At 28.3% G+C, this 15,740-nt stretch carries 13 protein-coding genes; 12 read left to right on the top strand and 1 reads right to left on the bottom strand.

Translation table 11 applies throughout. The features are described 5' to 3' along the window. Positions 1-56: 56 nt before the first annotated feature. The 7 genes from BUA86_RS03665 (at position 57) to BUA86_RS03690 (ending at position 7,901) form a co-directional block, all read left to right on the top strand. Positions 57-275 carry a hypothetical protein gene (locus BUA86_RS03665; RefSeq protein ID WP_072929984.1) on the top strand — a complete coding sequence of 73 codons (219 nt, stop codon included), beginning with the start codon at positions 57-59 and terminating at the stop codon, positions 273-275. Positions 276-576: 301 nt separating this feature from the next. Further along, complete coding sequence (locus BUA86_RS03670; RefSeq protein ID WP_072929986.1) at positions 577-1,545, top strand: SMODS domain-containing nucleotidyltransferase; 969 nt, start codon at positions 577-579, stop codon at positions 1,543-1,545. Continuing rightward, complete coding sequence (locus tag BUA86_RS03675) at positions 1,545-3,200, top strand: ThiF family adenylyltransferase (protein WP_072929988.1); 1,656 nt, start codon at positions 1,545-1,547, stop codon at positions 3,198-3,200. The genes BUA86_RS03670 and BUA86_RS03675 overlap by 1 nt, the downstream gene beginning before the upstream one ends. Next, entirely contained in the window at positions 3,197-3,661 is a 465-nt protein-coding gene (locus BUA86_RS16200; protein ID WP_221405186.1) for a M67 family metallopeptidase, read from the top strand. The genes BUA86_RS03675 and BUA86_RS16200 overlap by 4 nt, the downstream gene beginning before the upstream one ends. Continuing rightward, a complete protein-coding gene (locus tag BUA86_RS16205) occupies positions 3,654-4,487 on the top strand; it encodes a DUF6602 domain-containing protein (RefSeq protein ID WP_221405187.1) in 834 nt (277 codons plus the stop codon). Before BUA86_RS16200 ends, BUA86_RS16205 begins: the two co-directional genes overlap by 8 nt. 78 nt (positions 4,488-4,565) lie before the next feature. Continuing rightward, positions 4,566-5,099 (top strand): hypothetical protein, encoded by a 534-nt coding sequence (locus tag BUA86_RS03685; protein WP_072929989.1) that lies wholly within the window; start codon positions 4,566-4,568, stop codon positions 5,097-5,099. Between the two features lie 111 nt (positions 5,100-5,210). Further along, complete coding sequence (locus tag BUA86_RS03690) at positions 5,211-7,901, top strand: P-loop NTPase fold protein (RefSeq protein ID WP_072929991.1); 2,691 nt, start codon at positions 5,211-5,213, stop codon at positions 7,899-7,901. 54 nt (positions 7,902-7,955) lie between these two features. Here BUA86_RS03690 and BUA86_RS03695 read toward each other — a convergent pair whose 3' ends face one another. Continuing rightward, entirely contained in the window at positions 7,956-8,204 is a 249-nt protein-coding gene (locus BUA86_RS03695) for a tyrosine-type recombinase/integrase (RefSeq protein ID WP_072929993.1), read from the bottom strand. Between the two features lie 16 nt (positions 8,205-8,220). Between BUA86_RS03695 and BUA86_RS03700 the strand changes: the two genes are divergently transcribed. The 5 genes from BUA86_RS03700 (at position 8,221) to BUA86_RS03720 (ending at position 15,645) form a co-directional block, all read left to right on the top strand. Further along, the gene (locus BUA86_RS03700) at positions 8,221-8,454 is read left to right on the top strand and encodes a hypothetical protein (protein WP_072929995.1); all 234 of its coding nucleotides are present in this window, start codon (positions 8,221-8,223) and stop codon (positions 8,452-8,454) included. A gap of 92 nt (positions 8,455-8,546) precedes the next feature. Continuing rightward, on the top strand, positions 8,547-9,650 hold the full coding sequence (locus tag BUA86_RS03705) for a Fic family protein (protein ID WP_072929997.1): 1,104 nt from the start codon (positions 8,547-8,549) through the stop codon (positions 9,648-9,650). Positions 9,651-9,773: 123 nt separating this feature from the next. Next, positions 9,774-11,321 carry a type I restriction-modification system subunit M gene (locus BUA86_RS03710; RefSeq protein ID WP_072929999.1) on the top strand — a complete coding sequence of 516 codons (1,548 nt, stop codon included), beginning with the start codon at positions 9,774-9,776 and terminating at the stop codon, positions 11,319-11,321. Continuing rightward, entirely contained in the window at positions 11,318-12,505 is a 1,188-nt protein-coding gene (locus BUA86_RS03715; protein WP_072930001.1) for a restriction endonuclease subunit S, read from the top strand. The genes BUA86_RS03710 and BUA86_RS03715 overlap by 4 nt, the downstream gene beginning before the upstream one ends. A 38-nt stretch (positions 12,506-12,543) precedes the next feature. After that, the gene (locus BUA86_RS03720; protein WP_072930002.1) at positions 12,544-15,645 is read left to right on the top strand and encodes a type I restriction endonuclease subunit R; all 3,102 of its coding nucleotides are present in this window, start codon (positions 12,544-12,546) and stop codon (positions 15,643-15,645) included. Positions 15,646-15,740 lie beyond the last annotated feature (95 nt).

Here is a 15,740-nt window from a genome sequence, read left to right on the forward strand (position 1 = left end):
TAGATAAATTGTTGATGATGTTATTTAAGGTATTATTTTAGATAAAAATTACAACTATGAGTAAGAAAACTGTATTTGATGATATTAACTCGTCTAATAAATTTGAATTGTCAATTAATGAGTCTTTTAATTCACTTTTTATAAAAATTAAAGTAGATGAAAATGGAGATGATGAAGATGTTAAATCTGCATGGATGACTATTGATTATAGAGATCTGGATGGTTTAATTGAAGCAATTGCTGGATATAAAAAGAAAATAGAAGATAATATTTAGTTTAAAAGTCGTTTAAAGTATATTTAAACGGCTTTTATATTAGGAAAAGTTTTGCAATTTTATTATACATTTCTATTTCGCGATTATATAAATATTATTATTTACTAATTATGACTTGATTGAGTTATTGAACACTTTATTGTTTTAATAAAACAAGTCATTTAGTCATGTCTTGTTTTATTTTTAAGCATATTTGTCATAATAATTAATTAAATTTTATTGATTTAATGCAATAAATCGTATTGGTGTTTTATTTGTATATAGTTGATTTAATTAATATTCATATGAAATACAGAAGATTATGGCAGTAAATAAAAATGAGCATTTAAATAAAGTTTTGGAAACGCATCGTATGTTTCATATCAATGCTTTAGTGACAAAACATAAAGAAAAAAGAGATGAAATTAAAGAAGCTTTAGAAACAGAATTCAATTCTAAAATATACAGCCCTTTTAATTCTGGTTCTTTTGGTAAACATACTGCTATCAATACTAAATTTGATTTAGATATTGTTGCTCCATTTAAAAAAGATTCTTTCTCTACAATAGAGGATATGTTTAATGAAGTATATGAGTTTTTGTATAATAAGTATCATTATACAGGTAAAGCAGAGGTGAGAAAACAAAAAGTTTCTATTGGTGTAATATTTAATATTGATCAAGACGGTGATCAAATTAGTATTGATGTGGTTCCTGGTAGAGAATTGACTCAAGATACATATCTTAAAGAAAAAGATCTTAATATCTATTTTAATGAAGATAAATGGGGATTTTCTAAAGGATCTTATATGAAAACTAATATCCAAGCACAGATTGATCATATTAAAGGTAAAGATTCTGAAAGAAAAATAATTAGATTATTTAAGATTTGGAAAAATTCAAATAGTGAAGAGTTCAAGTCATTTATGTTAGAGTTGATATCAATTAAAGCATTTGATAAGTCCACTATTGAAGGTGATTTATGGGGTAAACTAAAAGGAGTTATGACTTATATAAGAGACAATGTTACCAATGATAGTTTTACTTTAAAAGACCCGGGGAATTCTAATAATGATGTGATTCAAACTTTATCTACTTCACAAAGACAACATCTTTCTGATAGAATGAGGATAATTATTGACAACATTGAAGCTAATGCTGAAAATATAAAATCATATTTTCCTATCAATGAAGAATTTGATATTCCAGAAGAAAATAATTCGAGTTCTTACGGAGTAAAAGAATCAAGTACTGTATTTTCAATACCTTCAGATAATCAACGTTTTGGATAATGAGATTTGACAAAATCAAGACAATTATAAATAAAATTCCTTTTGTCAAGAATTTAAATGATATAAGGCAAGAGGAATTTTTTATTGTTGGGAATGTAGATATTTTATTTGATGGTTTAGATAAACCTTTAAATTTTGAATTTACTATAACGAAAGAATACCCTTTAAAGAGTTTTGATTCAGAATCTATTAAGTTTTCTAATCCTGATTTTATAGAATATAATCATGTGATGCAGAATGGCTTAATTTGTATTCATACGTCTCATAGTAGATCTTTAGAAAGTAAATTACAGATTGATTTTAATTCTCTTAAAAATTGGATTGTAAAATATTACATTAATAAAGATATTGATTCTAATTATGAACATGTTGTTGTAAATGATTCTAGTATTGAAGGAAATACATATTCGTTTATTTTTTCAGAAACTAATAATAGTTTTAACCAATCTGAATTTGGCTCAGTTGAGATGGCTTATTTAAACCAAGGTAGATACAGAGAAGGTAGTATTTTTAATTTTCTTGTGAAAGAATTTAAAGATTGTAAAACACAAGAAAGTAAACAATGTAATTGGAGTAATCAATATAGTAATTTAGAAACAAATTTTGAAGGAGTGTATTATTTCTATGATAATCCACCTGCAGTTTATAATAAATTTGTTTTCAATACTTGGAATGAACTTCAGTTTAGTCAAGATTTTTTAGATTTTTTATTTAAACTAGAAACTGAAATTCAATATTCTGAATATAAGTCATTCCCTTTATTTATAGGATATAAGATTAATGAAACTGAAATTCATTGGCAAGTTTCTATTTTAGAAATAGGTAATTTCCCTCTAAAGGGGATACCAACAAAAATTGATGGAAAGAAAACAGGTAAATGGAAAACAGATTTAGTGGATGAAAAAATAAATTGGGCTTTATCAAGAAATGCATCTTATCAATATTTTTTTGGAAGAGGTAAATTCTCTAATGAATTAACAGATAAAAAAATTATGATTATCGGTATTGGCGCTGTTGGTAGTATAATAGCTAAAACTCTTATTAGGTGCGGATGTAAGTTTATTGATTTTATTGACCACGACATTAAAGAACCTGAGAATGTATGTCGATCAGAATATTTTTTTAAAAATGGAATTGCCAATAAAACCTATGAACTAGAGAAGATTCTATATGAAATATCACCTCATGCAAATTGTAAAGGTTTACAGAGTAATTATTTTGAAAATGTAATTAAATCATTTTATACCGAAGATGAATTTAAAATGAATATTGAAAATGATTTAGAATATTATGATTTAATAATTGATTGTTCAACTGATAATGATTTAATGTACGTTTTAAATTCATTAAAATTAAATATTGACTTAATAAATATTTCATTGACAAATCACTCAAAAGAGTTAGTTTGTGCTTTCTATCCTAATACTTATTCGTTTGTAAATAATCAATTTTCTAATGTATTAAATAATGATGTTGAAGATTTATATGAACCAACAGGATGTTGGAGTCCAACATTTAAAGCTTCATATAATGATATAAATACGATGGTTCAAATAGCATTGAAACGTTTGAACAAAATATTCAGTGGAGAATTGAGTAAAAATAATTTTGTGATTCAAGAAATTGAAGATCAACTAAAAATCATAGAATATTGATATTAATTAATACATATAATAATCTTAAAATAAAGATAGAAGAAGCGTTAATAAATAAGATTGGTGAAATTGCGATACAACATTTTCCAAATGAGATTGGAGGTTTTTTGATTGGAAAATATTCTAATAATCACTCACTCGTAGAGATTGAAGATATAATTCTTCCTAATAAATATAAAAACTCACCAACTATGTTTCAAAGATCTGCAAATGATTTATCTGAAGAATTTAAAAAAGAGTTTAATAAAAACCAAAGATTTTATATTGGAGAATGGCATTCTCATCCTAATGCATCTACAATGTACAGCAGTATGGACTTAAAAGCAATGATTGAAACAGTTAATAGTCCAACAGTAATGATTACAAATCCAATACTTTTAATAATAAGTACAAACAATTCGAAGATTAATAATTACACATTTTATTGTTTGTCAGAAAATAAATTACACAAATATGAGTAACAAAATACCATTAAATCAACTGTTCAATGGTTTACAGAGTCAAATGAGTGCTCAATTAAATACAAATCGTGAATTTATCAATCACCCTGGCTCTAAAGGAGATGCTTTAGAAGAAGCTTGGATTGAATGGTTAAGAAAATATTTACCGAATAGATATAGTGTTGATAAAGGGATTGTAATAGACCATGAAGGAAATACAAGTCACCAAATAGATATTATAATTTATGATAATTGGTTTACACCTTTCATATTTACACAAAATGGTTTTCACTATATTCCTGCAGAAGGTGTATATGCAGTTTTTGAAGTTAAACCAGATTTAAAAGGTAATGTTGAAGAGAAAACATATATAGAATATGCTGGTGATAAAATAGAGAGTGTGCGTAAATTAAAAAGAACTTCTACAGACATTATTAATGCCGGTGATAAATGGAAAGCACGACCATTAACAAAAATTGTGGGAGGTATTTTAGCTAGTACAAATACAATTAAAAAGACTTCGACAATTGAAAAGCATTTAAAGTCGTTGACAGGATTAAAATCTATAGATTTTGGTTGCGCAGTAGACTATGGGAGTTTTTATATTGATTATATTGGATCAGAAGATGTTAATAAAAAAGATGTTGATGAATTTCAAGAGAGATTTCTGAATTATTATAATGATAGAACATTTAATAAGATTGAGTTTAGTGATAAAGAAAATTCATTAGTTACATTTTTTATGCAATTAACTAGATACCTTCAACAAGCGATAGGGACGGTTGCAGCAATTGATCTACAAAAATATCTTGATAGTATTGGTGAAAAGCTAGATGAGGAAATTTAAAAATTTGTTTTGTTCGGCTCAGAATTAAACTGTAGTAAATCATTTGTATATTTATAGTTTATTGAATTTATTATTAAAATGAAAAAATTAGATACAAATTGGTTGAGTCCTGATAAGATTAGAATTTTAAAAAGAATTTCTTTTAAATCGAAACTAAATCCTAATGTTATAGGCAATATTATTTATACTAGATCATTTACTAATGAGTATAAGCTGAAATTAGAAAAAAATGAAGAAAATGAGGTTGATGATATTGAACGTATAAGAAGTTTAATGGATGATGAATATCCAAGATATGATTGTTATCCAAATGATAGTTTAGATAGTAGTATATTAAATGCTGTTAGAGAAATTTTCCCTGAATCAAGTGTTGAAAATAATCTTATTATACACGAATTAGAATTAGAGGAAATAAGATTATCGATACAATCAAAAATAGCTATATGTAGCAATATGAATATTTGTTGGGATGAAAATATGAATTTAAAATGTAATCGATATTGTTTAAATATTTTTAGTACTCTAGATAAAAATGAGTTTTCTAATTTGTGTTTTGAGGCGAAAATTCAGAAATCTGATGTAGAAAAATTATCAACACTAGAATTTAAGTAATAATATAATAGTTTACTATACTTATCCCTATTTAAATAAATTTTTATTAGGGATTTTTATTTTTAGGAGTTTTTCAAAACAGGTATTGTAAATTAGCAAAAAATCTATACTATGCCCAAAAATGATGCTCTTAATTATCTAAAAGAAAACAACATTTGGATTAAAGGAATATGTACAATTTTAATTATTGTTTACATAATTTTCCCTTTTTTAGATAATCAGTTAAGAAATTCATTTCTTATTACGAAAAAATTATCAGAATATAACAGTTTTAGATTTATATATTGGATAATATTCAGTACAATTTTATCATACAATGTATACTGCTTATTTATAAGAAAATATGTGTATTCTAAATTCTATTTATTTACGACTACTGTCCTTTCAATTTCATATATTTTTATAAGATTCGATGATTCATTAAGAACTAATATAAAATTTTCTGAATATGATAGGTACCTTAATTTACCATTTTACTATTTAGACATTCTATTATTTATTTTACTATTCAATATATTTCACTTAATTATTAGAAGTTGTGAAGAAATATTTCCAAAAAATGAGATAATCTACTTTACGGATAGTAACGATGACGATGAAATATTAAATAATGATGATAATGATTTTGAGCTTCAGAACTACATTGACAATATAAATGATTTGATTTTAAAGCAAACTCCAAAAAGAACTTTTACGATAAGTTTAAATTCTAAATGGGGTACTGGTAAAACATTTTTTTTAGAGAAACTCGAAAAGAAATTAAAAGAATCAAATGAAATTATTATAATTCCTTTTAATGCTTGGAAATATGAAGATTCTTCTTCTTTACTAAAAGAATATTTTAATACGATTGGAAAAGAATTAAGTAAATATAATGCAAATGCATCTAAAGCTTTTCATAATTATTTTATATCAATTTTTAATTATGGTGGTGTTAATATAAAATCGTTTGCAGAAGGAATTTCAGATTATTTACTAGGTAATAGAGATAATTCTCTAAATAAGACTAAGAAAATTGTAAAAGATTTAGATAAAAAAATAGTTATTATAATTGATGATATCGATCGTTTAAAGAAAAAAGAGTTATTTGAAGTTTTAAAATTAATTAGAAATTTATCTGATTACCCTAATTTTTATATCATAACAACTATTGATAATAATTACTTAATAAATGAAGGTAAATTAGATGGTAGTTATTTGGAAAAGATTTTTAATCTTCAAATCGATTTACCTTTAATCAACAATTATACATTAAATGAATACTATAATAAATGTTTATTAACTCTTTTAGAAGAGCAAACAGCAAATTTGATTATTGAAAGCACAAACACACTTTTCAATGAATCTACTTTTTTTAAAGTTTGGAATACATTCAATAATAGGCAAGATACTCCTAAAGCTGATTCAACTTCTGAAGGGAATTTAGTAAATGTTCAATTACAATTAATAATTTTTTTATATAATAGAAGACAAGTTAAACGATTTGTTAATAATTTAAAATTTGCACATCTTACTAAAATTAATAAGTATGATTTATTACTAGATAAGTATTTATTAGTGAATCTCGTAGTATTCAAGTATCCAATAATGAAACATCTAATGTCAATTGAAAATATTAGATATTATACAACTAATAATAATCAAGGTAAATTATCTTTTGATAAAAAGATTTTTTTAGACTTTTTAGAGAAACATCATGTTGATTTTAATGTATATGATAAATCCATTTTGGTTGCTTCATTAGATTATATTTTTCAAAATCAGTTTAGTTTACTTAATGATATAAGCAATGAATATTATTATCCAATCTATTTAGACTCTTATACTAATTCTTTAAAAAGAAGTGAAATAGTCGAAAAGTTTAAAAATAACGAATTAAAAGAATTTATTATTAATCATTTAGATTCTACAGATTTACATTTTATTAAAAAAGTTTTAATCGATCAATTAGATAATTATGATGTTGTAGAAATATCAGTGTTAATTAAATTTTTATCAGATGAAAAATTTCGAATTTTAGACGGAATGGATTTTCTTGAAATATTAAATAAAACTGAAGAAAATAAATTATCAGAATTAGCAACTATTATTTTATCAGAAGAATTTTTAAATAATAATATTCATTTCGAAGATGTAATAAAGAATTATTACTATTTATTAATAGATCCTGAAAAACAAAAGAAGGATAATGAATTTAATATTTATTTACAGTATTACAAATTAAAAGAAGAGGTTAAAAAAGTTTTTTCAAAAGAAAAAATACAAGAAATTTTATTTAAAAATTTAGCTAATAAAGTTTTGAATCTGAATTATTCAAACGAGCATTTCAATCCTTTAGAAAGTGAATTATTTTATTCATATAATTTTCATACAGATATTATTAAAGCAAACACTTTTTATCTAGAAACAAAAAAGTTTTTAAAATCATTACTAAAAGATGTAGAATTTAGAGCGTATATTATTTTATGTTACAATTTTAATGATGATTCAAAACGAATTTTCGAAATTTATTCTATGTTAATGATGGATAATCAAGAGCAAAAAGATTTTGAAGAAATATCTAACTTAGGTGTAATCTACGGTTTCGATAAAATTAAAAATACAGATGTAAATAATGAAGATGAGATGACTGATAAATTGAGATTAATCAACAATAAATCCTTTATTTTTTATGATTTAGACAGGTTAAAATCATTATTTAATAAAATTAAAAATGAGGATCTATCATATGTATCTTATGTAGAGAATATTAAAAATATTAATTTTGAAAGGTTCAAAAGGTATTTAGGAATTCAAGATTAGTATATTTAATTTCTCAACCAATTTGCCAATAGGTATAGGTTGGGGATTTTTTATTTAAAACAATTTCTCAAAAGCTTCATCAATTTCATGGTCTTTAAAATCTTCTAAGTAAGACTCAGTAGTTTTAATAGATTGATGACCGAGAGCTTGTTTAATTTTAGAAACTTGTACACCATTTCTCAAAGATAATGTTGCAAAACTATGTCCTGCAGTATAGAAATTTATTTTTGTGTCTGCTTTTAGTTCTTTAAAAAATCTGTTTTTAACGACACTTTTTGACGTGTCAAGATATAAGTTTGTCAATATCTAAATAAATTATATGGACAGAGAAACATTTGCACGAAATTATTTTTCAGGATTATTCGCTAATTGGGTAGGTAAATTATCTAATGAATTTATTATCAAGATTGATATGAATCCTGATGATGAAAAATTAATAGAACTTCATGGAGAATTTGTTCATGAACTTAAAGACTTACTAGATAGATATTCTTTTGATGAAGGATATAAAGATGATTTGAACGATCTAATCAACAAAGTATCTCCAAATTAAATTTCCATGAGCCAATTATGCGGTGATTATTTTATTAATCACCGCTTTTTTTGCGGAGATTATTTGTATATTTACCGCATAACATCATAATTATGGCTTATTACATACATCAATACAAAGATTGGACAGCCTTTGAATGGGATAATGACGAATTGATTCAAGTTCTTGGAGAAGTTCGTAATCAACAAGGGAAACTTGTTGGGAAATTAGAAATACTGGGATTTGATTTAAAAGAAGAAGCAAATTTAATTACCTTAACAGAAGATGTCATCAAGACTTCTGAAATAGAAGGAGAGATTTTAGATAAAGATCAAGTGCGTTCATCAATTGCAAGAAGGTTAGGGATAGATATACAAGGTTTAATTCCTTCGGATCGTAACGTAGATGGCGTGGTCGAAATGATGATTGATGCGACTAAAAATGCAAATCAACCTTTAACTGAAGATCGTCTGTTTGGTTGGCATAATTTATTGTTTCCAACGGGTAGAAGCGGAATGTATAAAATTCAGGTAGGAGATTGGCGTAAGGATACAGAAGGTTCAATGCAAGTTATTTCAGGTGCATTAGGAAGAGAAAAAATACATTACGAAGCACCAAATTCAGATCGTGTTCCTTTGGAAATGAAACAATTTCTCGATTGGTTTAATCAAGAAAATGAAATGGACAGTGTTTTAAAATCTGCTGTTGCTCATTTATGGTTTGTAACGATACATCCATTTGATGACGGAAATGGACGTATTGCACGTACAATAGCCGATTTGCAACTAACACGTTCGGACGGTAGTAATCAACGTTTTTATAGTATGTCTTCTCAAATCCGAAAAAATCGAAATTCTTATTACGAGATTTTAGAAGAAACACAGAAAGGGGATCAAGATATTACTAAATGGATGAAATGGTATTGTGAAAATCTATTGATTGCTATACAAGACGCTGAAGCAGTTTTACAAAAAGTTTTAGTGAAACATAATTTTTGGCAATCGAATAAAGATGTTTTGTTGAATGAACGCCAAATTAAAATTCTTAATCTATTATTGGATCATTTTGAAGGAAATTTAAATACCAAAAAATGGGCTTTAATCAATAAAGTTTCGCCTGATACAGCGTTAAGAGATATTACAGATTTAATCCATAAAAATATTCTTCAAAAGACTAATTCGGGAGGAAGAAGTACAAGTTATGAATTAGTGAACTAAATAGGAATCATTACAAAACAAATATTAACGTCGTGTTTTGACGTTTAGATATGTTAGTATTGTAATGTTTTCAATAATGAATATACAAAAGATAAATTTTATCTTTAAAAAGAAATAAAGACAATGACAAATACAGCGCAAAGAGCAGAATTACAAGCGAAAATATGGAAAATTGCCAACGAAGTACGTGGCTCGGTAGATGGATGGGATTTTAAACACTTTGTGTTAGGAACATTATTCTACCGTTTCATCAGTGAAAATTTTACGAATTACATCGAAGGTGGAGACGAAAGCGTAAACTATGCAAAATTAGCAGACGACATCATCACAGCAGAAATCAAAGATGACGCAATCAAAACAAAAGGATATTTCATTTATCCAAGTCAGCTGTTTGCAAATGTAGTCGATAATGCCAATACAAATTCAAACTTAAATACAGACCTAAAAGCGATATTCACAGATATTGAAAACTCAGCGAATGGGTATGAATCTGAACAAGAAATCAAAGGTTTATTTGCAGATTTTGATACAACAAGTACACGTTTAGGAAATACAGTAGAAGATAAAAACAAACGTTTAGCTGCGATCTTAAAAGGTGTTGCTGAGCTCAACTTTGGAAATTTCGAGGACAGCCAAATTGATTTATTTGGGGATGCGTATGAGTTCTTAATTTCCAACTATGCAGCCAATGCAGGAAAATCGGGTGGTGAATTCTTTACACCTCAAAACGTATCGAAACTGATTGCGCAATTAGCTATGCACAAGCAAACTTCGGTCAACAAAATCTACGATCCTGCGGCTGGTTCGGGTTCTTTGTTGTTGCAAGCGAAAAAACACTTCGATAACCACATCATCGAAGATGGTTTCTATGGACAAGAAATTAACCATACAACCTACAACTTAGCGCGTATGAATATGTTTTTGCACAATGTCAATTACGATAAATTCAACATCCAATTGGGCGATACCTTAATCGATCCGCATTTTATCGACGATAAACCTTTCGATGCCATTGTATCTAATCCACCTTATTCGGTGAATTGGGTAGGTTCGGACGATCCCACGTTAATCAACGACGACCGTTTTGCACCTGCTGGGGTATTAGCACCAAAATCAAAAGCAGATTTTGCCTTTGTCTTACATGCCTTAAATTATTTATCAAGCAAAGGGCGTGCAGCCATTGTCTGTTTCCCTGGTATTTTTTACCGTGGTGGTGCAGAACAAAAAATCAGAAAATACTTAGTAGACAACAACTTTGTAGAAACGGTAATTAGCTTACCAGCTAATTTATTCTACGGAACTTCTATTGGTGTAAACATCTTAGTTTTATCAAAACATAAGTCAGAGAATAGCACACAATTTATAGATGCTACGGGCGAAGACTTCTACAAAAAAATAACCAACAACAATATGTTAGAGGATACTCATATCGAGAAGATTATGGAGTTGTTTGATACGAAAGAAAATGTACAACACGTCGCTTTAACAATTGATAACGCTAAAATCGCAGAAAATGATTACAACCTTTCGGTAAGTTCGTATGTAGAAGCTGTAGATACACGCGAAGTGATAAATATTGAAGTTTTAAATAAAGAACTTACAGCTACTGTAAACAACATTACGACTTTGCGTGCAGCGATTGATAACTTGGTAAAAGAAATCGAAGGATGAGCAAATTAGAATACTTATTACAAGGGGTTGAAGTGGAGTGGTTGCCTTTGGAGCAAGTGTGCAATATATTTAATGGATTTGCATTTGATTCAAAAAAATTTAATAATGAAGGTATTGGACTTCCACTAATAAGGATAAGAGATGTAAATACAGGATTATCAAATACTTTTTATTCAGGAGAATATAGTGATAAATTTATAGTGAATAATGATGATATTCTTATTGGTATGGATGGTGATTTTATGGCAATTAAATGGATACATAATAAAGCTCTTCTGAATCAACGTGTTTGTCGATTACAAGATTTTAAATCAAATATATTGTCACAATATATTTATTATATAGTTCAAGGAGAATTAGATAGAATACATGGTAAAATAGAAGGTAGTACAGTAAAGCATCTTTCTTCAAGAGAACTTGGTAAATCATTAATTCCAATCCCACCATTAGAAATCCAACAAGAAATTGTTCGTGTATTAGACGAATTAACTTCTTTAACCAACCAATTAACAACCGAATTAGAAACCGAACGCCAAAACCGTAAAAAACAATTCGAATACTTCCGTGAGCAGTTGTTTAAAGAGATTAATCTTATAAAATTAGGAGATAATAGTGTTGGAGAATTTATAAGAGGTAGTGGTTTACAAAAAAAGGATTTTACTGAAACGGGAGTTGGATGTATTCATTACGGTCAACTATATACACATTACAAAACTTTTGCTTTTGAAACTAAAACACTTGTATCAGAAGAATTTGCAAAAAAAGCAAGGAAAGCTTCAACAGGTGATTTAATAATTGCTACAACAAGTGAAAATGATGATGATGTATGTAAAGCAGTAGCTTGGTTAGGTAATGAAGATATTGCTGTCAGTAGTGATGCATGTTTTTATAGACATAAATTTAATCCTAAGTATGTTGCATATTATTTTCAAACTGAACAATTTCAAAAACAGAAAAGAAAATATATTACAGGAACGAAAGTGAGAAGGGTAAATGCAAATGATTTAGCAAAAATATTAATTCCTAATCCATCATTAGAAGAACAAGAACGAATTGTAAAACTCTTAGATCAATTTGATGCAACGCATTCAACCATCAAAGAAGAGATTACAAAAGAAATTAAGCTAAGAACCCAACAATACGACTATTACAGAGAAAAGCTATTAAGTTTTTCTCAAAACTAAATAATTCAACTAATTAACCGCTACTAGAATAACATAAGATGTACAAAACGATTGCAGAATCCAACAATTATATTGTATTAGACAAATACACCAAATTCTACGAATTAAATGACGCTCCGATTGCCTATCAATCAGAAGCCGCTTTAGAGAAAGAGTTTATCCAAGATTTAATTAATCTGGGGTACGAGAATCCAACTCATCTAAAATCAACAGATGCCATGTTAGCCAATGTGCGTACACAGTTACAAACATTGAATAATATGGTATTTACCGATAACGAATGGGCGCGTTTTCTTGTAGAATATTTAGATAAACCAAGTGATAGTTTAGTTGATAAATCGCGCAAATTACACGATAACCACATCTATGATTTTATTTTTGATGATGGTCACATTCAAAACATCTACTTAGTCGATAAAGAGAATGTTACACGCAACAAAGTACAGGTTATTTCTCAAGTCGAACAAACAGGATCTCACGCCAATCGTTACGATGTAACAATTTTAGTGAATGGATTACCAATGATTCAAGTAGAGTTGAAAAAACGTGGCGTAGCCATTCGTGAAGCCTTTAACCAAGTTCATCGTTATTCCAAAGAAAGTTTTAATTCAGACAATTCATTATTCAAATATTTGCAATTGTTTGTCATTTCGAATGGGACAGATACACGTTATTTTGCCAATACCGTTACCCGTAACAAAAATAGTTACGATTTTACGATGAATTGGGCTAAAGCTGATAATACCTTAATCAAAGATTTAAAAGATTTTACTGCAACATTTTTCCAAAAGAATACGCTATTAAATGTCTTATTAACCTATACCGTTTTAGATATTAAAGACACATTATTGGTAATGCGACCTTATCAGATTGCTGCAACTGAACGTATTTTATGGAAAATTCAGAGTGCATTTCAAACCAAAAAATGGTCTTCATTAGAAAGTGGTGGATTCATTTGGCATACTACGGGTTCTGGTAAAACCTTAACAAGTTTTAAAGCTGCACGTTTAGCAACGAAATTAGATTTTATTGATAAAGTATTTTTCGTGGTAGACCGAAAAGATTTAGATTTTCAGACCATGAAAGAATACCAAAAATTTTCGCCTGATAGTGTCAATGGATCAAACAGCACAGCGGGTTTAAAACGTAACATCGATAAAGACGACAACAAAATTATCGTAACAACCATTCAGAAGTTAAACAACTTAATGAAAGGTGATAATGACTTGGATATTTATAACAAACAAGTGGTTTTTATTTTTGATGAAGCTCATCGTTCTCAATTTGGTGAAGCACAAAAAAATCTGCAAAAGAAATTTAAAAAATACTACCAATTTGGGTTTACAGGAACGCCTATTTTTCCTGAAAATGCATTGGGAGCAGAAACAACAGCAAGTGTTTTTGGAACTGAATTGCATGCTTATGTGATTACAGATGCTATTAGAGATGAAAAGGTATTGAAATTCAAGGTCGATTATCACAATGTAAAACCACAATTCAAAGGTGTAGAAACAGAGATTGATGAAATGAAATTGAATGCAGAAGATACTAAAAAAGCTTTTTTACATCCTGCACGTACAAGCGAAATTTCGAAATACATCTTACAGAATTACCGCAATAAAACCCATCGTACAAAAGGGACAAATAATGGTTTCAATGCCATGTTTGCCGTAAGTAGCGTAGAAGCTGCGAAATATTATTACGAAGAATTAAACCGTCAACAAATAGACAGTGAAAAACCACTGAAGATTGCAACCATCTTTTCTTTTGCAGCCAATGAAGAACAAACTGCGATTGGAGAAATAATAGACGAATCATTCGAACCATCTGCTTTAAATAGTACAGCGAAGGAATTTTTGACTAAAGCCATCAACGATTACAACAAGATGTTCAAAACAAGTTATGGTGTAGATAGTGATGAGTTTCAAAATTATTACCGCGATCTTTCGGAACGTGTAAAGAACAAAGAAATTGATTTATTAATCGTTGTCGGAATGTTTTTGACTGGATTTGACGCACCAAAATTAAATACCTTATTCGTTGATAAAAACTTACGTTATCATGGATTAATTCAAGCATTTTCGCGTACCAATCGTATTTTAGATGCAACTAAATCTTTTGGAAATATTGTCACGTTCCGCGACTTGGAACAAGCAACGATTGATGCTATTACCTTATTCGGTAACAAAAACACAAAGAATGTTGTTTTAGAGAAAAGCTACAAAGAATATTTAGAAGGTTTTACAGATATTTCAACTGGTGATGCACGAAGAGGATTCATAGAAGTTGTGAACGAATTAAATGAAAAATTTCCTAATCCTGAAGTAATTGAAAAAGAAAAGGATAAAAAAGCGTTTACAAAATTATTCGGGGAATACTTACGCGTTGAAAATGTTTTACAAAACTATGATGAGTTCACAAGTTTAAAAGCCTTACAAAACATTGATCAAAATGATGCAACTGCTGTAGAAGAATTCAAAGAAATGTACCATGTTTCGGATGATGATTTAGCAGTGATGCAAAAGATTCAGTTGTTACCACAGCGAACAGAGCAGGATTATCGTTCTACGTATAATGATATTCGTGATTGGTTAAGAAAAGAAAAAGAAGGTAAACAACCTGAAGATTCTGGGATTGATTGGGATGATGTGGTTTTTGAAGTAGATTTATTAAAATCACAAGAAATCAATTTAGATTACATCTTAGAATTGATCTTTGAACACAATAAGAAAACGAAAGACAAAGCTGAGTTAGTAGAGGAAGTAAGTCGTGTAATACGTGCAAGTATTGGGAATAGAGGAAAAGAATCTTTAGTTGTAGATTTTATCAACGAAACAGATTTAGATACCATTCCAGATAAAGCAACGGTTATTGATTCGTTCTTTAAGTATGCGCAAGTCAAACAAAAAGAAGAAGCTACTGAATTAATCGAAGAAGAGAACTTAAACGAAGAAGCAACGAAACGCTACATCGAAACTTCTTTAAAACGTGAATATGCAAGTTCTAACGGTACAGAATTAAACGCCATTTTACCAAAAATGAGTCCGTTAAATCCACAATACCTAACAAAGAAACAAACCGTATTTCAACGAATCAGCGCTTTTATAGATAAGTTTAAGGGAGTTGGTGGAAGATTATAAAGAAGTCTATCTTTAAAAATAGTATTGATCCTCAATAGGAATGTTGGGGATTTTTTATTAAAAGAATATAATTAAATTTACGGATATATATTATT

The organism is Chishuiella changwenlii (assembly GCF_900142565.1).
GTDB classification, from domain to species: Bacteria; Bacteroidota; Bacteroidia; order Flavobacteriales; family Weeksellaceae; genus Empedobacter; species Empedobacter changwenlii.